This is a genomic window from Streptococcus pseudopneumoniae (assembly GCF_001073085.1).
GTDB classification, from domain to species: domain Bacteria; phylum Bacillota; class Bacilli; order Lactobacillales; family Streptococcaceae; genus Streptococcus; species Streptococcus pseudopneumoniae_M.
Genome location: NZ_JVFV01000009.1, coordinates 44,270 through 65,082 on the forward strand (window position 1 = coordinate 44,270; position 20,813 = coordinate 65,082).

General features: G+C 37.2%; 14 protein-coding genes. All 14 read left to right on the forward strand.

All coding sequences use genetic code 11. The features are described from left to right. The first annotated feature begins 78 nt into the window (after positions 1-78). The 14 genes from rexB to ADH90_RS01500 all read left to right on the forward strand — a co-directional run bounded on the left by rexB (position 79) and on the right by ADH90_RS01500 (position 20,372). Complete coding sequence (rexB, locus tag ADH90_RS01435; RefSeq protein ID WP_049529707.1) at positions 79-3,330, forward strand: ATP-dependent nuclease subunit B; 3,252 nt, start codon at positions 79-81, stop codon at positions 3,328-3,330. Continuing rightward, positions 3,327-6,971 carry a helicase-exonuclease AddAB subunit AddA gene (gene addA / locus ADH90_RS01440; RefSeq protein WP_049529658.1) on the forward strand — a complete coding sequence of 1,215 codons (3,645 nt, stop codon included), beginning with the start codon at positions 3,327-3,329 and terminating at the stop codon, positions 6,969-6,971. The genes rexB and addA overlap by 4 nt, the downstream gene beginning before the upstream one ends. 16 nt (positions 6,972-6,987) lie before the next feature. Next, positions 6,988-8,166: a hypothetical protein gene (locus tag ADH90_RS01445; protein WP_049529659.1), complete on the forward strand. Its 1,179-nt coding sequence runs from the start codon at positions 6,988-6,990 to the stop codon at positions 8,164-8,166. A 127-nt stretch (positions 8,167-8,293) separates the two neighbouring features. Continuing rightward, positions 8,294-8,791 carry a YkgJ family cysteine cluster protein gene (locus tag ADH90_RS01450; protein WP_049529660.1) on the forward strand — a complete coding sequence of 166 codons (498 nt, stop codon included), beginning with the start codon at positions 8,294-8,296 and terminating at the stop codon, positions 8,789-8,791. 125 nt (positions 8,792-8,916) lie between these two features. Further along, a complete protein-coding gene (locus ADH90_RS01455; protein ID WP_049529661.1) occupies positions 8,917-10,860 on the forward strand; it encodes an LPXTG cell wall anchor domain-containing protein in 1,944 nt (647 codons plus the stop codon). Positions 10,861-11,133: 273 nt separating this feature from the next. Next, positions 11,134-12,177, forward strand: coding sequence for a bifunctional glycosyltransferase family 2/GtrA family protein (locus tag ADH90_RS01460; protein WP_049529662.1), 1,044 nt, complete (start codon positions 11,134-11,136; stop codon positions 12,175-12,177). Beyond that, positions 12,174-13,085 (forward strand): phosphodiester glycosidase family protein, encoded by a 912-nt coding sequence (locus ADH90_RS01465; protein WP_049529663.1) that lies wholly within the window; start codon positions 12,174-12,176, stop codon positions 13,083-13,085. The genes ADH90_RS01460 and ADH90_RS01465 overlap by 4 nt, the downstream gene beginning before the upstream one ends. Continuing rightward, the gene (locus ADH90_RS11310) at positions 13,066-13,512 is read left to right on the forward strand and encodes a hypothetical protein (RefSeq protein WP_049529708.1); all 447 of its coding nucleotides are present in this window, start codon (positions 13,066-13,068) and stop codon (positions 13,510-13,512) included. The genes ADH90_RS01465 and ADH90_RS11310 overlap by 20 nt, the downstream gene beginning before the upstream one ends. A 214-nt stretch (positions 13,513-13,726) precedes the next feature. Next, positions 13,727-15,739, forward strand: a complete 2,013-nt coding sequence (locus tag ADH90_RS01475; protein WP_049529664.1) for a glucosaminidase domain-containing protein — start codon at positions 13,727-13,729, stop codon at positions 15,737-15,739. 76 nt (positions 15,740-15,815) lie between these two features. Continuing rightward, on the forward strand, positions 15,816-16,148 hold the full coding sequence (gene imm40, locus ADH90_RS01480; protein ID WP_161800903.1) for an Imm40 family immunity protein: 333 nt from the start codon (positions 15,816-15,818) through the stop codon (positions 16,146-16,148). A 169-nt stretch (positions 16,149-16,317) separates the two neighbouring features. Then, positions 16,318-17,169, forward strand: a complete 852-nt coding sequence (ylqF, locus tag ADH90_RS01485; RefSeq protein ID WP_049529666.1) for a ribosome biogenesis GTPase YlqF — start codon at positions 16,318-16,320, stop codon at positions 17,167-17,169. Continuing rightward, positions 17,156-17,935 (forward strand): ribonuclease HII, encoded by a 780-nt coding sequence (locus tag ADH90_RS01490; RefSeq protein WP_049529667.1) that lies wholly within the window; start codon positions 17,156-17,158, stop codon positions 17,933-17,935. The genes ylqF and ADH90_RS01490 overlap by 14 nt, the downstream gene beginning before the upstream one ends. Positions 17,936-17,950: 15 nt before the next feature. Continuing rightward, positions 17,951-19,501, forward strand: coding sequence for a ClC family H(+)/Cl(-) exchange transporter (locus tag ADH90_RS01495; protein WP_049529668.1), 1,551 nt, complete (start codon positions 17,951-17,953; stop codon positions 19,499-19,501). A 127-nt stretch (positions 19,502-19,628) separates the two neighbouring features. Continuing rightward, complete coding sequence (locus ADH90_RS01500; RefSeq protein WP_049529669.1) at positions 19,629-20,372, forward strand: CPBP family intramembrane glutamic endopeptidase; 744 nt, start codon at positions 19,629-19,631, stop codon at positions 20,370-20,372. Positions 20,373-20,813 lie beyond the last annotated feature (441 nt).

Here is a 20,813-nt window from a genome sequence, read left to right on the forward strand (position 1 = left end):
TAAGAACTCTCTATTTATAGGATTAGCAGTAAAAAAATGGTATAATGAAAGGTAATGAAAAAATCAAATGAGGCAGAGATGAAACTACTTTATACCGACATTCGGACTTCTTTGACAGAAATCCTGACCAAGGAGGCTCAAGGACTGGTTGCCCAAGGCAAACGAGTCTTTTACATAGCTCCTAACTCTCTTTCTTTTGAAAAGGAACGTGCCGTGCTGGAGTGCTTGAGTCAGCAGGCTTCTTTTGCGATCACAGTCACGCGCTTTGCTCAAATGGCTCGTTATCTGGTTTTAAACGATATACCCGCGAAGTCAAGTCTCGATGATATTGGTCTGGGTATGGCTTTCTCTAAATGTTTGTCTGAGATAGACGCTAAGGATTTGCGTGTTTACGGGGCTATTAAGCAAGATCCGCAATTCATCCAGCAATTGATTGAAATTTATCACGAAATGACAACCGCTAAGATGAGTTTCTTGGACTTGGAAAGTCTAGCTGACGCTGATAAACGTTCTGATTTACTCTTAATTTTTGAAAAGGTAACAGCTTATCTGAATCAAGGTCAAGTTTCACAAGGAAGCCCATTATCATATCTGATCAATGCTATCGAAGAAAATAAAGTAAGTAGTGATTTTAGTAAGATTGCCCTAGTCATTGATGGTTTTACCCGATTTTCTGCAGAAGAAGAACACCTAGTGGATCTACTTTATCGTAAGGGTGTTGAGATTATCATTGGGGTTTATGCGACTAAAAAAGCTTATACAAGTCCTTTTACTGAAGGGAACCTCTATCAAGCCAGTGTTGAGTTTTTGCATCATTTAGCCTTTAAATATCAGACTAAGGCAGAAGATGCATGTCAAGAACATGAGAAACTTGATGCCTTTGCTAAAGCCTCAAGATTACTCGAAAGTGCTTATGATTATTCCGAAATTAATTTAGATGTGAATGACGAAGATAGAAATGACTTGCAAATCTGGTCTTGTCTGACACAAAAAGAAGAGCTGGAGTTAGTTGCTCGAAGCATTCGCCAGAAATTGCATCAAGATTCAGAACTTAGTTATAAGAATTTTCGAATCCTGCTAGGAGATGTAGAGTCTTATAAACTGTCTTTGCAGACAATATTTAATCAGTATCAGATTCCATTTTATTTGGGCAAGAGTGAGTCCATGGCTCATCATCCTTTAACGCAATTTGTAGAATCTATCGGACGTTTGAAACGATACAATTTCCGTCAGGAAGATTTGATTAATCTCCTACGCACCGGTTTGCATACTGACCTTAGTCAAGAGGAAATTGATAGCTTTGAACAATATCTTCGTTATCTAGGGATTGATGGTCTTTCTAGTTTTAAACAAGAATTCACAAAAAATCATCATGGGAAATTTGATTTAGAAAAATTAAATAAGCTTCGTGTTCGTGTTCTAAATCCATTAGAAACTTTATTATCTAGTCGTAAGCAAAAAGCTGAGAATCTTCTTTCAAAATGGAACAACTTTTTGAAAGATGCTCATTTGACCAAGCAATTACAAACCTTATCTGCAACGATGGAAGTAGCGGAGCAAGAAAGACAAGAGGAGGTCTGGAAGGCCTTTTGCCACGTAATGGAGCAATTTGCAACTGTATTTGAAGGTTCTCAGGTCACTTTGGATGATTTCTTAGCTCTTCTACATTCAGGCATGAGCTTGTCTAATTATCGTACGATCCCAGCAACAGTCGATACTGTTCTGGTGCAAAGTTATGATTTGATTGTGCCTTTGACTTCTGATTACATCTATGCACTTGGCTTAACCCAGGACCATCTACCTAAAATCACCCAAAATACTAGTCTTTTAAGTGATGAAGAAAGAGAAGTTTTAAACCAAGGTACTGAAGAAGGCTCTCAATTATTGATTGCTAGTCATGAAAATCTTAAGAAGAATCGCTATACTATGCTTTCGTTGGTCAACTCTGCTAGGAAGCAATTAGTCTTATCAGCACCAAGTTTACTCAATGAAAATGAGAGTAAAGAGTCAGTTTATCTGAAAGAATTGCAGGATTTTGGTTTTAGCAAGATTGAAAAAAGAATCGATCGAAAAAACCTATCAAAGGATGATATCGGTTCTTATCACAGCCTTTTGTCTAGTCTTGTTGCCTATCATCAGCAAGGCGAGATGGAGACAAGCGACCAAGACTTAACCTTTGTCAAGGTTTTAGCTCGTGTGATGGGTAAAAAGTTGGAAGACAAAGGTTTGGAAAATCCCGTCCTACCAACAAGTCCGAAAAGCAAGGCTTTAGCTAATGATACACTGGAAGCCTTGTATCCTCAAGATCAGGATTTCTATCTATCTACTTCTGGACTAACGGAGTTTTACCGTAATGAATACAGTTATTACCTTCGTTATGTATTAGGCTTGCAAGAAGAATTGCGTCTGCGTCCTGATGCAAGAAGTCACGGTAATTTCTTGCATCGTATCTTTGAGCGGGCATTGAAAATGCCGAGCGATGAATCCTTTGATCGACGTTTAGAGCATGCAATCTCTGAAACCAGTCAAGAACGTGAGTTTCAAGCCATTTATCAAGAAAGTTTGGAAGCGCAATTAACCCAGGAAGTTCTTTTGGATGTAGCACGCGCTACTGGACACATTCTGCGTCATAATTCAGAAATTGAAACCATTCAGGAAGAGGCCGTCTTTGGTGGCAAGGACCAAGCCTTTGTTCAATTAGATAACGGACGAAATGTCTATGTTCGTGGTAAGGTTGACCGAATTGACCGTCTAAAATCAGATGGAGCTATCGGTGTTGTAGATTATAAGTCTTCTTTGACTCAGTTCAAGTTCCCTATGTTTTATAATGGTCTTAATTCGCAATTACCAACCTATCTAGCTGCCCTCAAGCAAGAAGGGAATACGGATTTCTTTGGAGCTATGTACCTAGAAATGGCTGAACCAATTCAGTCATTGCAAACTGCAAAAACTCTTTCTAAAGCAGTAGCAGAAACCAATAAGACTATGAAATACCAAGGCCTCTTTCTTGAAAAAGAGATAAAAAACCTTGGAGAGTTTTACAATAAAAATAAGACTTATCAGTTGTCTGATGAGGAATTCCAGTTATTGTTGGACTATAATGCCCTTCTCTACAAAAAAGCGGCAGAGAAGATTTTATCTGGTGAATTTGCGATCAACCCTTATACAGAAAACGGTAGAAGCATTGCACCCTATGTTCAACAATATCAAGCTATTACAGGTTTTGAAGCTAATTACCATCTAGGCCAGGCTAGATTATTAGATAAGGTTGCCAAGAGCAATGCCAAGGAAGCTTGGTTTAATAAAATCAGAGAGGAGTTGGAGCGATGAAATTTTTAACCCAAGAAGAGATTGCAGCCTTGCAAGTAGCAGAAGCTCAGTCTAACAAGAAACCTAAGAAAACAGCTGAACAAATTCAAGCTATTTATAGCTCTGGTCAAAATATTCTGGTCTCAGCTTCAGCTGGTTCAGGGAAAACCTTTGTCATGGCTGAACGGATTCTTGACCAACTAGCGCGTGGTGTAGAAATTCGCCAACTCTTTATCTCTACCTTTACCGTTAAGGCAGCGACCGAGTTAAAAGAACGCTTGGAAAAGAAAATCAGCCAACAAATCCAAGAAACCCAAGATCTGGAACTAAAAAAACACCTCGGCAGACAATTAGCTGATTTACCAAACGCTGCAATTGGAACCATGGACTCATTTACCCAAAAATTCCTGGCCAAGCATGGATATCTACTAGATCTTGCTCCAAATTTTCGCATTCTTCAGAATGAAAGTGAACAACTTCTCTTAAAAAATGAGGTTTTTCGACAAGTTTTTGAACATCACTACCAAGGCAAGGATAAAGATAATTTTAGTCGATTGGTCAAGAACTTTGCAGGTAGAAGCAAAGACGCGCGTGGACTACGTAAACAGGTCTATATGATTTATGACTTTTTGCAATCCACCAGCAATCCTCAGGCCTGGCTACAGGAATCTTTCTTAAAAGGATTCGAAGAGGCTGATTTTACGGTTGCTAAAGAAAAACTTGCAGAGGATATAAAAGAAAGACTTTGGGATTTAGAAAGCTTTTTCCGTTACCATTTGGATAATGATGCCAAGGAATTTGGCAAAGCAGCTTATTTAGAATCTGTCCAACAAGTTCTTGATGAAATCGGTGCTTTAAGCCATAAATCAACCTTTGACAATATCCAAAAAGTGCTAGAGCGAGTTGTTAGTATCTCTAAGGATAAGGGAGGTCGTGCTCTTACAAATGCCAGTCGCAAGGCTGAACTTCAAGAACTGAAAGAAGCATACAACCAAGAGAGAAAAGACAAGTTTGAAAAGCTAATTGCACTAAATGACCAAATCACATTATTGAAATTCCAGGAGGAATATCATCAAGAGTCTTGGGACTTGGCAAAGACATTCCAAGTCTTCATGAGGGATTTTGTTGATGCCTATCGACAACGGAAGCGCGAAGAAAATGCCTTCGAATTTGCAGATATTAGCCACTATACCATTGAGATTTTGGAAAACTTCTCTCAGGTTCGACAAGAGTATCAGGAACGCTTCCATGAAGTCATGGTCGATGAGTACCAAGATACCAACCACATCCAGGAAAGAATGCTGGAACTCCTCTCAAACGGTCATAATCGTTTTATGGTAGGAGATATTAAGCAGTCCATTTATCGATTTAGACAGGCAGATCCCCAAATTTTCAACGAAAAATTTCATAGATTTGCTCAAGATAGCAAAGAAGGTCAGTTAATACTCCTTAAGGAGAACTTCCGTAGTAGTTCAGAAGTTCTAGATGCTACTAATGACGTCTTTAAGCATCTTATGGACGAGGAAGTTGGAGAGATTTCTTATGACGGTATGCATCAACTTGTATTTGGGAATACAGATATAAAACCAGATCCAGAAAATAGAGCAGAAGTTCTCTTATATGATAAGGATGATTGCGATTCTGATGATGAGGAGGAACTTGCAACCAACAAATTAACTGGTGAAATGCGCATGGTGCTTAAGGAGATAATTCATCTTCATAATGATAAGGGTGTACCTTTCAAGGACATGGCTCTCTTAACTGCCAGCAGAAGTCGCAATGACCAGGTTCTACTTGCCTTGTCTGAGTATGGTATTCCTGTCAAGACGGATGGTGCTCAAAACAATTATTTGCAATCTTTAGAAGTGCAGGTGCTGTTGGATACTCTTCGTGTCATCCACAACCCTCTTCAAGATTTCGCTTTAGTGGCTTTAATGAAGTCTCCAATGTTTAACTTTGACGAGGATGAATTAGCTCGTCTTGCTCTCCAAAAATCCGAGGATAAGGTCCAAGAAAACTTTTACGAGAAACTAGTCAATGCTCAAGCACAAACTAGCCTCCAAAAGGATTTAATTAAGACTGAATTACACAAAAAGTTAGACTTTTTCATGGAAACCGTCCAGGCTTGGCGTTTGTATTCTAAAACGCACTCACTTTATGATCTCATTTGGAAAATCTATAGCGACCGCTTTTACTATGACTATGTCGGTGCTTTGCCAAATGGTCAGTCTAGACAGGCTAACCTCTATGCCTTAGCTTTACGAGCTGATCAGTTTGAAAAGAGTAATTTTAAGGGATTATCTCGCTTTATTCGAATGATAGATCAGGTCTTGGAAGCCCAGCATGATCTTGCCAATGTGGCTGTAGCACCACCTAAGGATGCTGTAGAACTTATGAGTATTCATAAAAGTAAGGGCCTTGAGTTTCCTTATGTCTTTATCCTTAATATTGATCAGCAATTTAACAAGCAAGATTCCATGTCTGAGGTCATCCTAAGTCGAAGAAATGGCCTTGGTCTCAAGTATGTTGCTAGAGTTGCTACAGATGCCAAAGAGGAATACGTTCCATCTACGATTAAGTTATCTATTCCAAGCTTGACTTATACTCAAAATGAAGATGAGCTCCAATTAGCAAGCTATTCTGAGTTAATGCGTTTACTGTATGTAGCCATGACTCGTGCTGAGAAAAAACTCTATCTAGTCGGAAAGGGATCGAGGGAAAAGTTGGAGTCTAAAGAATACCCGACAAATGGGCAAGGTCTCCTAACTCGTCAAACCAGGTTAGATGCTCAAAATTTCCAGGACTGGATTTGGGCCATCTATCAAGCTTTTTCTAAAGAGGACTTACACTTTATTGTTCGTTTCGAGGGTGAAGAGCAACTGACAGAAGAAGCTATCGGTAAATTGGAAACTAAAAGCCAGCTTCAAGATCAATCCCAAGCAGACAATCGCCAATCTGATACTATCAAGGAGGCTCTACAAATGCTGAAAGAAGTGGAAGTCTATAATCAAGTCCACCGAGCAGCAATTAATCTTCCAAGTGTTCAAACGCCAAGTCAGATTAAAAAGTTCTATGAACCAGTCATGGATATGGAAGGTGTAGTAGTAGCTGGTCAAAGTCAACTAAAAGAAAGCACTGTTCAATTCAACCTTCCTGATTTCTCTAAAACTAAGAAAGTTACTGGTGCTGAGATTGGTAGTGCTACCCATGAACTCATGCAGAGAATTAATCTAGCAAAGAACCCCACTTTAGAGACTTTAGAAGAGGCTTTAGAGCAAGTTCAAGTAAGTTCGGATGTCAAATCCAAAATCAATCTAGGAAAAATTTTGTCCTTCTTTGATACAGCTCTAGGTCAAGAGATTCTTGCAAATCAAGATAAACTCTATCGAGAACAACCTTTCTCAATGTTAAAAAGAGACGAGAAAAGCCAAGAAAACTTTGTTGTCCGTGGAATCTTAGATGGGTATCTCCTCTACAATGATAAGATTGCTCTCTTTGACTACAAGACAGACCGTTATGAGCATGCTAGTCAGCTTGTTGAACGCTATCGAGGACAATTAGATCTCTATGCAGAGGCTCTATCTCGCTCTTATCAGATAGAAACAGTTGAGAAATATTTGATTCTACTTGGTAAAGACCAAGTAGAAGTCGTTAAACTCTAAAAAGAAAGGAGACATCATGTCCATTCCTGTTAGAAAAAACTTATATGATGCAGTTTTAGAGACATCTAAAGCCGATACTTGGGAACAAGCTACCAAAGAATGGAGTGAAGTTTCCTTGATTTTTAATGGAATCGGTCGGAGCAATTGTGTCTGCGGTAATGCTATTAAGTATGCTTATGAACTTTTTAACGGAGTTACTGGCAAACGTCTCTTTCCCATTGGGAGTGACTGTGTTCGCCATTTCCAAAGAATTAGCCTAGATCAACAGCTAGAAGAGGAGGGAAAACTTCTCAGAAAGCTTGAAAATCTAACCAGAAAGGCCCAGAAAAAAGAAGCCATTCGAGTTAATAAAACAGATTTTGATGAGCGACTGATCAACTGGCTATGGAAAAAGGGAGCTTTTAATTCAAATCGAGGTAATCAATTCTCACCAGAAAAGGATTATCAACTCTTTTTGGAGGTATTTCAAGGTGGAAGTTGGACTAAGGCAGAGCCTTTGAAGAAAGCTCGGATGGAAGAAGTCCTTGAGAAATTTATCAAACCCTTTCTACTTGGAAAATCTGACGATCAACTCTATCTAGTTAAACTAGGAAAAGAAAAAATTGACTATGAGCAAGAACTTCGCATCAAAGCTGAAAAGGAACGAAAGAAGCGAGACAAGATTGCTAAACAATATGCGGATAATCTAGTTCTAGCAATGGGACCAGCTGAACGTGCCTATCAAGATTACTTTGGACTGAGCGAAACACTGACTCTAGAAGAACGCCAGTGGGAAAAGATTCTCTTCGGTAAAAATCGTGCAGAACGTTCTATAAAATCAAAACAGTACCAAAGAGAACTTGAAAAGGATCAACGCATTGCTAGTCAAGACCCTCTTGAAAGAAAACAAAAGCAAGTATGGTTGCTTAACTCGTATTTTAAGGATATACCCGAAGAAAAAGCTCGCTTTTCTCGACTTTTAACCATGTATCGAAAAACTGGAGAAATCCCATTTTCAAGAGAATATCTGTCTAATAATCTATTTGATTTTTTCTACAAAATGAAGGCTTTTGAGTTTGAAATAGCACCCGACCAGGTACGTGATTTTTTAAAGGAGTCTTTAAATGCAGAAAACCTATCGTCCGCTCAAAAATCTTGGATAGAAGGCATTTTAACCAACTGCATCAAACCTTTTTTAGAAAGAATGATAGTATAGCAGTAGTTTTCGTCCTGCATGGAGAGACTCATTATTGTTAAAATTATGTCTTAAAGCAATTTTACATAATTTATTTTATGTATTAACTCAAATATTTGTATCAACATTAAAAAAATAGAAAGAAACTATGTCAAAAGAAATCGATATCGAATATTATCACCAACTAGCCTTGCAAAAACAAAAAGAGCATCGGAAGTTTTTAGGAAATCTGAAAAAGAAAGCACCTAAAAATTTGGATAAAATTGCCCTTGAAATTCATCAAGAAGTTTTTACTGAAATTGATTGTACAGCCTGCGCTAACTGTTGCAAGAGTCTTGGTCCAGACTTCAAAGAAGCAGATATCACACGTATCGCAAAATACTTTAAAATGAAATTGCCAGCCTTTGAAGCTGAGTTTTTGCAAGTAGATGAAGATGGAGATAAGGTCTTCAAATCGATGCCCTGTCCATTTCTAGGAGGCGATAATCTGTGTTCCATCTACGACGTCCGTCCCAAAGCCTGTCGGGAATTTCCACATACCGACCGAAAAAAGATTTATCAAATCAATAATCTGACTATCAAAAATACTTTAACCTGTCCCGCAGCCTATCTCTTCGTTGAAAAATTAAGAGATAAAACCGAATGAAGGAGTCTTTATTAGGTAATTGTTTGCTAACTAAGGCGTTTATATAGTATAATTTATGTGAAAGTAATATCAATGAATAGGATTTTGTTTATGCATGATCCCTTTCATATAAGGAGAAAAAGTGTATGAAAAAACTCACTAAATTTGGCATCATTACAATGTCTGTCTTTGCTCTAAATTTGGTTTCTCAGTCAGTAGTTCAAGCTGAAGAAACTAATAGCGAACCAGCAAATGTTTCAGTGACACTAGGTATTACTAATTCAACTGATGCTGAGAACACTTCTTCAGTAGACAATATGGTTGCACCAGCCCCTACTAGTGACACCTCACTAAAATCAGACGAAGAGGATGCCAATGCTTCCTCACATAAAACTGAAGAAATCTCAACTAATAGCGAAGGTACAACTGTCGGGAAAGAAGGTTCAACTTGCCCTCCTGGGACTTCAACAGGCTCTGTCCCAGGCGCTAGTTGCGAACCAGATGGTAGCAATATCATTGATGAAGGTGGTTATGTCAATATTGAAGGACTTCCAGCACATTTTAGTGAAGATGGTAAAAGTGTAGTCTATAATTACACTGTAGCCTTCAAAGGAATGCACTCAAGTGATGAAGGTCAAACTGTTCGCGATATTCGTATCCGTATTCCTGAGATTTCAGGTGCAAAAGCTGATTTCACTTTGATTGGAACTCGTGATGCTAATGGAAATCCTGTAGATGTTAATGTTCCAATGAAAGAGCGTTCGTATAATGAATATCGTGAGTCTACTGATGAAGGGGAGATTGTTCCAACTTCAGAAGAACTAGCAGCTGGTAAGAAACCTTCCGTTGTTAATATGAAGGAATATGAAGATTCTGCCTTTGATCCAGACTATTATGGCTATTATGAAGCTTATAATGATAGAGTTAGTACATATGCTGTTAGTTCAAAAACATTGAGATCAACAGCTCTTCGAGTATCTGTGACCGTACCCTTGGAGGAAGCTAAGAAGATCAAGTACTTACCAATCGACGTGAGATTTGCTTGGAAATGTTCTCAAGAAGGTGGGATTGGTTCATATGAAGAAGGTTGCCAAAGTCTTGAAGAATATCATCAAATTCAACCATATTATCAAGACAGCAATGGGAAATTGACTTATGGTGCTCTAGCTAATCCAAGTTTAGTAGATGATAATTATGTTCAGAATGACCATCTAATTAGGTCAGTTTCAAACCAAAATACTCATATCACACCAAATAACGGTGATTGGAGAACTATTCCTCATGATGTTAATATTAATCCTGAGACCTTCTTTAATTATGTGAAAATTTTTACTTTGAAAGCCAATCCTGCTGTTAAATACTATGCTTCAGAATTTGAAGATATGGCTGACCAGGATGTTTCTACGCTTCACTATGGAGATGTAGTGGTGGATTATGTGATCAAAGGAACAAATCAATCTATCAAGGAAACTTATAAAGACACACCATTAACTTCTATTTATGGATCTGATGGAAAACTTGTGACCTATAATACTGGTGAGAACACGGATGAACGTCCATCTTCTATCACTGTAGATGGTCAAAAATACAATCTTGTTGGTGTTTCTTCAACATCTGCACCAGAAACAGGTGAGCTAAAAGAAGGAACAACTCATGTTATTTATGAGTATGAGAAGGAGCCAGATCCAAAACCAACTCCAGATCCAAAACCAACTCCAGATCCAAAACCAACCCCAGATCCAGAACCAACTCCAGATCCGAAACCAACTCCGGATTCAGAACCAACTCCAGATCCGAAACTAACTCCAGATCCAGAACCAACTCCGGATCCAAAACCAACTCCGGATCCAAAACCAACTCCGGATCCAAAACCAACTCCGGATCCAAAACTAACTCCAAATCCAGAGCCAGCTCCAAATCCTGTTCAACCAGAAAATGTTCAATCTACTGAGCAAAAATCAGCTCCAGAAAAACCTCAGTTACCAAATACAGGAACTTCTGATTCGCCATTAGCTATGAATCTTCTTGCTATTTTAGCTGGAATCTTTGGTATTTCACTTTTCAAAAAAAGTAAAAAATCAGAGAACTAAGTAAATAGTTTTAAAAAAAGTCATCCAAATTGGATGGCTTTTTATGTAGTCCCTAATATTTCTATAGTTAGAGTCTGTACCAAACAGATTTTATTTTTTTGAAATTTGTATATTTATTTTTTTCTGAAAATTCAAACCATATTTCTTATTAATTGATAAGTCTTTTCTTTAAGCTTAAAGTTTTTTAAACCTTATCTTAAAGAAAACTGATATAAGGTATTTTTAAGCGATGTTCTGTATAGTTATACCATCACCAAAGAAAGAGGTATCGATATGAACTACATAGTCATTCCAGCTTATCAACCAGATAATAAACTTATCAAACTCATCGAAAAAATTCATGAAAAGAGTGATTTTCATATTTTAGTCATAGACGACGGCAGTTCATCAAAGTGCCAAAAAATCTTTGATAAAGCAAAACAATTTGCTACTGTCATTCGTCACCAAGTGAACCAAGGTAAAGGGCAGGCTCTAAAAACAGCCTTTACTTATATCCAAGAACAAAACATTTATGGTACGGTTGTCACAGCAGATGCGGATGGACAGCACAAGGTATGGGATATTTTCCGCACGGCTAATAAAGCTTCCGAAAATCCAAACAAGCTAATCTTGGGTGTACGTGCCTTTTTTGGAAAAGTTCCTCTTCGTAGCCGTTTTGGTAACAGCTTAACCAAAGCTCTCTTTAAGCTTCAAACAGGAGTAGGAGTGACAGATACGCAGACAGGTCTTCGTGCTTTTACTACAAACTTGATACCGTTTATGCTTAAGATTGAAGGCCAACGTTATGAATATGAAATGAATATGTTGCTCGAAGCAACGAAAGAATACGAGATTTTAGAAGTTCCTATTGAAACTGTCTATATTAATGACAATGAGGCTTCACACTTCCGCCCAATCCAAGACGGGCTCATGATCTATAAAAATATCTTTAAATTTGCCTTATCATCTCTCAGTAGCTTTGTTGTAGACTATGTCGTTTACGCCCTAGCAATTTTGATTTTGCCGACAGTTCCGACGAGTCTACGAATCTTTCTAGCGAACGGAGTAGCTCGTGTAACTAGCTCTATTTTTAACTATTCTACAAATAAAAAACTAGTATTTAAAAATGATGATAGCCTTGTAAAAACAGGGATGGGATACTTTGGTCTAGCAGTCGGACTCTTTGTCTTAGACACGCTACTGATTCGTCTCTTCTTTACAGTCTTTGGAATCAACCTTCTGATTGCCAAAGTTATCGTCGGCATCCTTCTCTTCGCTGTCTCTTGGACAGTGCAGAAGAAATTCATCTTTAAGGAAAGGACATCAACTGTATTATGAAATTTTTAAAGAAACGCTATGCTTACGCCTCAGTTCTTGGCCTACTCTTGACAGGATCCTTTAGTTACTCAATGCTAAAGACCTTTGTCCTCGCTGAAACTATCTCGACAGTTGCCACAACTAGCACAAGTTCCAATGCTGCAGCAGCAAGTCAAGCTGCTAAGACAGCTACTGTCACTGACTCTAGTTATAAAGATGACAATATTTCAGTCAATTTGTCTGAAACGACGGTCAATAATACACAAGTCTACGTTGCTGATATTACTCTGAGCTCATCAGATTATCTGAAAACTGCCTTTGCTCAAAATGCTTATGGAACTAACGTAACTGCAAAAACCTCTGTAACTGCAGCTGATAACAATGCCATTTTAGCAGTAAACGGGGACTACTATGGTGCTAACTCTACAGGTTATGTTATCCGTAATGGCGTTGTGTATCGTGATACTGTTCGTGAAGATTCTAGTAATGGCGACTTAGCTATTTATAAAGACGGCTCTTTTAAGATTATTTACGAAGATCAGATATCAGCTGAGCAACTAGTAAATGACGGTGTCGTCAATCTCTTGGCTTTTGGACCAGCCTTGGTCGAAAATGGTGAAATTGCAGTTGATACCAATACAGAAGTAGGACAAGCAATGGCTTCAAATCCTCGTACAGCTATTGGTATTATCGATGAAAACCACTATATCATCGTTGTTTCAGATGGACGTACATCAGAAAGTGAAGGACTCTCTCTTTATCAGCTAGCTGAGGTCATGAAATCTTACGGTGCAAAGACTGCCTACAATCTTGATGGCGGTGGATCATCTACACTTTATTTCAACGGTCAGGTTATCAATAAACCAACGACTGGTGGAAACAAAATTTCAGAAAGGGCGGTGAGTGACATTGTCTACATCGGTTACTAATCTTGGCAAAAAACGGTTTAAAAAAACAGTCATTTCTTATACACTAATCACTATTTTCTTCTTTGCATTTTCTAGAATTTATGAAGCTTTTAGTTTTGGAGAAACTTCTGTTCATATGCACTATTTATTTGCAGCACCTCTTGCAGGGGGGATTCTACTGGCAATCTTTCTCAAGGTTCTCCCTCATTTCTCTCGTATTAGTCTAAATCTATGGAATTCGGCAGTAGCGATTATTACAGCGGGTACACTTTTCCGAGGAATTGTCAATCTCTCAGGGCGTTCTACAACTCTGGATGCACCCTACTGGTATGTTGGGATTGGTTTTGCAATACTAGCGATCGTCACTATTTTCATCAATCCAAACCTTTGGAAGAATTCTACTAAAGCAACCAAAACAAATCGCAAAGAAGTCTATGGTCAGGCATAATGTTATAAAAAAGTAGTCGTTCAGCTGATGTTCGACTACTTTTTATTGACTTTTATTTCTAAAATATTTTAAAAATATTACAAGTTCTTTTCTTCTGAAAGATACTACTTTTATATTTAACAGAATATTGTATAATATAGTGGATAATTACTGTTTTTTACACAATATATAGAAACATCAAATCCACTATTTAGGTATTTGTAAGGAGAAAAGAATGAAAAAAATATTGCTGGCAAGTACAGTTGCCCTCTCTATGGCAGGTTTTGCAAAAACGACCGTCTATGCCGAGGATTCTCAAGCTACCAATAATGTTCAATCATCAGAAAAGATTGCTACGAATACAGTAAGCAATGAAAAGAAAAATCAAAGCGAAGCTGAAAAAGCAACTTCTCAAACTCCAGAGACCAAAGAACAACCTTCAAAAGAAACAGTAGTAGAAGTAGTTAACAAAGAAGGTTGGCAAAAAGAAAATAACCAATGGCGTTATTATGAGAATAATCAACCAGTTTTGAATTGGAAAAAAATAGCTGGTGTTTGGTACTATTTTAATCAAGATGGTATCATGCTTAGTAATACTATCTTTAATGATTACCTATTGAATAATAGCGGTGCTTTGACAGAATCTTCTTGGGTAAAAATTGACAACCAGTGGTATTATTCCGCTGAGGACGGGAAAGTTACTCGTAATAATTGGAAAAAGATAGCTGGTGTTTGGTATCGATTCGATGAAAATGGTATCATGATCAGTAATGCTGTTTACGATGACTATCTATTCAAATCAAGTGGAGCTTTAGCTGAAAATAGCTGGGTAAAAATTGCTGATAAATGGTATTATGGGAATCAAGAAGGTAAAATCAATCGTGACACGTGGGCAAAGATTGATGGCCTATGGTATCGATTTGATGAATCTGGTGTCATGCTAAGTGCTACTATTTATAAAGACTATCTTCTCAAGACTAGTGGAGCTATGGCAGAAAATGCCTGGGCAAAACTCGAAGATAAGTGGTATTATGCTACAGCATCAGGAAAAATTATTCGCGATAAGTGGGAGAAAATCAGCGGTTCATGGTACTATTTTAATAAAGACGGTGTCATGTTAAGTAGCCAATGGAAAGAGAAATACTATCTAAAAGATAGTGGGGCCATGGCTAAAAGCGAATGGAATTTTGATGAAAAATACAAGAGTTGGTTCTACCTCAAGTCGGACGGTACCTATGCTGAAAATCAATGGGTAGGTTCTTACTATCTCAAATCTTTTGGTTATATGGCCAAAAATGAATGGATTTTCGATAAGGACTACAACGCTTGGTATTATCTAAAAGAAGATGGAGTCTATGTAACTGGTAACTTCACCATTAATGGAAAAGACTATACGTTCCAAAGCAACGGAAAATGGATTACTGATTCAGCCTCATATTATAAAGTAAAACCTATTACAGCAAATGTATATAGCGCTTCTGGTGAGAAACTTAGCTATATTTCGCAAGGAAGTATTGTAGCGATTGATGGAGCTGAAGCCAAAGACGGTCGACTTCCGGTCAAAATTTCAGGCCTTTCAGGCTATATGAACAAGAGTGATCTAGTAGCAGTCAGCTCAGATAGTGACTTCATTCCTCACTATGCCACTGACGGTAATTATCTTTACCATGAGTTATCACCTTACGCAAGTATTCGTGTAGCACCTCATAGCTCATCAATGGCAATTGGTAAAAAATACTATTCAGCTGATGGCAAGAACTTTGAGAACTTTACAGTTGAAAATCCTTTCTTATTTAGAGATTTAAGAAAACCAACCAATTACACAGCTGAAGAATTAGATAAAGTCTATTCTCTTATGAATATCAAAGGAAGTCGTCTGGCAGGTAAGGGAGCAATCTTTAAAGAAGCTGAAGAACGTTATCAGATCAACGCTCTCTATCTAATCGCCCATAGTGCCATAGAAAGTTCATGGGGACGTAGCCAAATTGCTAAAGATAAAAACAATTTCTTTGGTATTGCCGCTTATGATACAACACCATATGATTCAGCAAAAAGCTTTGACGATGTTGATAAGGGTATCTTAGGTGCAGCCAAGTGGATCCGCGAAAATTACATCGATAATGGCAGAACATACCTTGGAAATAAAGCGTCAGGGATGAATGTTCTTTATGCATCGGATCCATACTGGGGAGAAAAAATTGCAAGTATCATGATGAGAATCAACAGTCAGCTAGGTGAAAAAGATTAAAAATCATTAAAATCGATAACGACTGCAAAGTGGTTATCGATTTTGCTTATCAAGAGAAACTTGAGAAATGAACTTTATGAAGCAGAATTTTGAGAATACAAATAAAAGAGGAATTGATTTACGTGACTTAGGGATTGATGCATACGCTTATGATTATTCAGTATTCCTAGACTTACTTGATAATCTCAAAGCCAATAATCAAATTATACTAGGTGGGGATGTTTTTTGCTACAAGAATGGCCAATTGAAACATACTTATGATCATTGGTATTACGAGAAACAAGATCCAACCATTGATAGCAGTAAATCCATTATTCAAACAGAAAAATATATCAGCAACTATGTTAAAGATCATGGTGAACACTATTATTTTTCAATTGTTTTAGACAATGAGGAATTTAATTTGTGACTGATTGACTTAGAAAACATTTTACAATCGGCATTGAATCAAGCGTCAAATATGAGAAATCATGTTATAATAAAAGATAGTGATTTATTTTTAGAAAAAAGGATATCTATTTAATTTTTAAATATGAAAGAATAGATACAAATCCAATAAAAGAAAGGAATTTTACAGAATGGCAACTATTCAATGGTTTCCTGGACATATGTCCAAGGCGCGTCGTCAGGTCCAGGAAAATTTAAAATTTGTTGATTTTGTGACAGTTTTAGTAGATGCACGTTTGCCCTTGTCTAGCCAAAATCCAATGCTGACTAAAATCATTGGGGACAAACCAAGGCTATTGATTCTAAACAAGGCAGACCTAGCGGACCCAGTATTAACAAAAGAATGGCGTCAGCACTTTGAATCACAAGGCATTCAGACACTTGCTATCAACTCTAAAGAGCAAATTACAGTTAAAGTCGTAACAGACGCTGCTAAGAAACTCATGGCAGATAAGATTGCTCGTCAAAGAGAACGTGGTATTCAAATTGAAACATTACGCACCATGATTATTGGGATTCCAAACGCAGGAAAATCAACTCTGATGAACCGTTTGGCTGGTAAGAAAATTGCTGTAGTTGGTAACAAGCCTGGTGTGACAAAAGGTCAACAATGGCTCAAAACCAATAAAGATTTGGAAATCTTGGATACTCCAGGGATTCTTTGGCCAAAATTCGAAGACGAGACCGTCGCTCTTAAACTTGCCCTTACTGGAGCAATCAAGGATCAGTTACTTCCAATGGATGAGGTAACGATTTTCGGTCTCAATTACTTTAAAACCCATTATCCCGATAAGCTTCAAGAACGTTTCAAACAAATGAATCTGGACGATGAGGCTCCAGAAATTATCATGGATATGACGCGTATCCTTGGTTTCCGTGATGATTATGATCGTTTTTACAATCTCTTTGTTAAAGAAGTTCGTGATGGAAAACTTGGTAATTACACATTAGATACATTGGATGATCTAAATGGCAACGATTAAAGAAATCAAAGAAGAATTAGCAAAGATAACTGAACTTGAAAGTCCCTTGTTCAAGGAATTTGAAAAAGATTCTCGTTCAGGTGTCCAAAAAGAAATTCAAAAGCGGAAAAAAGCCCTTCAAGCTGACATTGATGAAAATCTCCGCTTAGAAGCTATGCTTAGCTATGAAAAAGAGCTTTACGAGAATGGAATAAGCTTCATTGCTGGAGTTGATGAAGTTGGTCGCGGTCCCTTAGCTGGCCCTGTTGTTGCTGCAGCAGTCATTCTTCCCAAAAATTGTAAAATAAAAGGCTTGAATGACAGTAAAAAGATTCCCAAGAAAAAACATGAAGAAATTTTTCAGGCTGTCAAAGATAATGCCCTAGCAATCGGTATCGGGATTATGGACAATCATGTCATAGACCAAGTCAATATCTACGAAGCGACGAAACTAGCCATGAAGGAAGCTATTTCTCAGCTTGAACCTCAACCAGAACACCTTTTGATTGATGCTATGAAATTGGATTTGTCAATTTCTCAGACATCTATCATCAAAGGGGATGCCAACTCCTTATCTATTGCAGCAGCATCTATCGTTGCGAAGGTTACAAGAGATAAGATCATGGCTAACTATGACGAAGAATTTTCAGGTTATGATTTTGCTCAAAATGCTGGCTATGGAACTGCTAAGCATCTAGAAGGAATTGAAAAGCATGGTGTCACACCTATTCATCGCACCAGTTTTGAACCGATTAAAACAATCGTTTCAGAAATTAGTAAAAGATAATTAAAGGAGAGAATTATGGAGGAACAATCGGAAATACTTAGTTCCAAGAAAGAATTTGCCTTCGCGTCCAGTACGATCTTAGCTCAAGTAGGGCGAGGTATTATTGTCGGATTAGTCGTAGGACTTATTGTAGGATCATTTCGATTTTTGATCGAAAAAGGCTTTCATATCGTTCAAGGATTTTATCAAGACCAAGAGAATCTGATACGGAATCTATTGATCATTTTATTGTTTTATATCCTCATTTGCTTACTTAGTGCCAAATTAACACGCTCAGAAAAAGATATCAGAGGTTCTGGTATTCCTCAAGTTGAAGCGGAGTTAAAAGGTCTCATGTCTCTCAACTGGTGGAGTGTCCTCTGGAAAAAATATATTCTAGGTATCTTGGCCATTGCGAGTGGGCTCATGCTCGGTCGTGAAGGTCCCAGTATTCAGCTAGGTGCCGCTGGAGGAAAAGGAATTGCTAAATGGCTCAAGTCTAGCCCTGTTGAGGAGCGTTCTTTGATTGCTAGCGGAGCTGCGGCTGGTCTTGCTGCTGCCTTTAATGCACCGATTGCGGGATTATTATTTGTAGTAGAAGAAGTCTATCACCATTTTTCACGTTTCTTTTGGGTTTCTACCTTGGCTGCTAGTCTAGTAGCAAACTTTGTTTCCCTTCTCATCTTTGGCTTAACACCTGTACTTGATATGCCGGACAATATCCCTCTTATGAGTTTGAGTCAGTATTGGATTTATCTGCTTATGGGTATTTTTCTTGGTCTCTCAGGTTTTCTTTATGAGAAAGCGGTTCTGAATGTCGGCAAAGTTTATGATTGGATTGGGAAAAAGGTTCACATTGACAAAGCTTATCATCCAATTTTTGCTTTTATCCTGATTATTCCTGTGGGAATATTCCTACCTCAAATACTTGGTGGGGGCAATCAGGTTGTCTTATCCTTAACAGAACAAGATTATAGTTTCCAAATTCTCTTAGTTTACTTCATCATTCGTTTTATCTGGAGTATGATCAGTTATGGTAGTGGACTGCCAGGTGGTATTTTCTTGCCAATTTTAGCTTTAGGATCCTTACTTGGTGCCCTGGTTGGTGTTATTTGTGTCAATCTTGGCCTTGTTACCCAGCAGCAATTCCCTATCTTTGTGATTCTTGGAATGAGCGGGTATTTTGGGGCTATCTCAAAAGCACCTTTGACAGCTATGATTCTTGTGACAGAAATGGTTGGTGACATCCGCAATCTCATGCCTTTAGGGATGGTAACACTAGTTGCCTATATTGTTATGGACCTGCTCAAAGGGGCGCCCGTCTATGAAGCCATGCTTGAAAAAATGTTACCAGAAACCGCAAGTGATGATGGAGAAGTTACCCTAATTGAAATCCCAGTTTCTGATAAGATAGCTGGTAAGCAGGTACATGAACTCAATTTACCACACAATGTGCTTATCACAACCCAGGTACATAACGGTAAAAGTAAGACAGTTAATGGATCTACAAGAATGTATCTAGGTGATATGATCCATCTCGTAATTCCAAAAAGTGAAATTGGAAAAGTGAAAGATTTACTACTATAAAAACATAATTTAAGTTATGTAAATTTAGAAACAAAAAGATCGGGAAATATATTTATTGCATAATTTTGTTTATGTACAAAATGTAACTCTTAAACTGTTTTTTTATAACCAAAGGGAGATGGATGCTATGAGTAGAAATAAAGCTCTTGCAGTTTATTTACTTGGGACTTTTAGTCAATTATTATTAGTTTGTTTAGTTGTATTTTTCTGCAATCATTATGGCGTTCATTCTGTTCTTGTAAATGTTTTCGGAGTAATGATTGGTGGAATCTCTACAGCCTTATGGGGTAGCATTGTTTCCATTTGCTATTATGAGATTGACTTAAAGAAAATAATAAAAGATTTTTTTAACATTCAGACCAGTTACAAACATTATTTATTAGCATTTTTTCTTATTATTCTTGATTTCTCTTTTCTATTTTTGGGAGGGAAAATCGTACAATTTATCTGGTATCTTCCTTTTCTGATGTTTTTCAAGTTTATTGTATTTGGCGGTTTGGAGGAAATTGGTTGGAGATATGTATTTCAGCCACTTTTACAAGAAAAGTTCCACTATTTTCAAGCGACAATTTTAACATTTATCATATGGTCAATTTGGCATTTATTTTTCTTTTATATAGATGGTTCTCTAGCCGTCCTTCAAATAGTACCTTTTTTATTTGGGTTGCTGACAAATTCGTTTATTCTTTCAGCTCTTTATTTAAAAACAAAAAATCTCTGGATTTGTGTGATGACTCATTCAATGATTAATGTATTTTCTCAATTGACTATGAGTGACGATCATTACGGAATGTATCTAATCAGAATTATTGTTATTGTTGCATCGTGTTATCTAGTAATGTCTAGCAAAGTTAAGTATAAAACATATTAAATAGTATTTAGAATAATTTTAAACATTTAATAGAGAGTTAAAAATCCAAATCACTTTGTTGATTTGGATTTTATTGATTTTAGAGAAAATTATAAGTTTATGTAAAAGTTATTTAAACATTGATAGAAAAACTAAAAGTTAATGTCATTTGAACAATTTTTAGTTTTCACTTAAATAAAGTACATAATTAAGAATGATTAGCTCTAAAAAAATTTTGGTTATCGTCTTTAAGTTATCCATTCCTACAAAAACTAAAAGTTTATGTACAATTGACTTAACATGAGTTAAACCATTGATACAACTGAATTAGAAGCATAAAGTACATTCTTTAAAAAGTGTACTTTATTTTTGTTTTGTACATTATTCTAGAGTGGTATTTTGTATGTTTTATAGTGCATCATATAATCAAATCTAAGAAATTGATTTGTACATTTTTTACTC

Excerpts from the sequence above, each read along its gene's own strand:
- rexB (WP_049529707.1), top strand. The coding sequence starts at position 79 with ATGAAACTACTTTATACCGACATTCGGACTTCTTTGACAGAAATCCTG.
- addA (WP_049529658.1), top strand. The coding sequence starts at position 3,327 with ATGAAATTTTTAACCCAAGAAGAGATTGCAGCCTTGCAAGTAGCAGAA.
- ADH90_RS01445 (WP_049529659.1), top strand. The coding sequence starts at position 6,988 with ATGTCCATTCCTGTTAGAAAAAACTTATATGATGCAGTTTTAGAGACA.
- ADH90_RS01450 (WP_049529660.1), top strand. The coding sequence starts at position 8,294 with ATGTCAAAAGAAATCGATATCGAATATTATCACCAACTAGCCTTGCAA.
- ADH90_RS01455 (WP_049529661.1), top strand. The coding sequence starts at position 8,917 with ATGAAAAAACTCACTAAATTTGGCATCATTACAATGTCTGTCTTTGCT.
- ADH90_RS01460 (WP_049529662.1), top strand. The coding sequence starts at position 11,134 with ATGAACTACATAGTCATTCCAGCTTATCAACCAGATAATAAACTTATC.
- ADH90_RS01465 (WP_049529663.1), top strand. The coding sequence starts at position 12,174 with ATGAAATTTTTAAAGAAACGCTATGCTTACGCCTCAGTTCTTGGCCTA.
- ADH90_RS01475 (WP_049529664.1), top strand. The coding sequence starts at position 13,727 with ATGAAAAAAATATTGCTGGCAAGTACAGTTGCCCTCTCTATGGCAGGT.
- imm40 (WP_161800903.1), top strand. The coding sequence starts at position 15,816 with ATGAAGCAGAATTTTGAGAATACAAATAAAAGAGGAATTGATTTACGT.
- ylqF (WP_049529666.1), top strand. The coding sequence starts at position 16,318 with ATGGCAACTATTCAATGGTTTCCTGGACATATGTCCAAGGCGCGTCGT.
- ADH90_RS01490 (WP_049529667.1), top strand. The coding sequence starts at position 17,156 with ATGGCAACGATTAAAGAAATCAAAGAAGAATTAGCAAAGATAACTGAA.
- ADH90_RS01495 (WP_049529668.1), top strand. The coding sequence starts at position 17,951 with ATGGAGGAACAATCGGAAATACTTAGTTCCAAGAAAGAATTTGCCTTC.
- ADH90_RS01500 (WP_049529669.1), top strand. The coding sequence starts at position 19,629 with ATGAGTAGAAATAAAGCTCTTGCAGTTTATTTACTTGGGACTTTTAGT.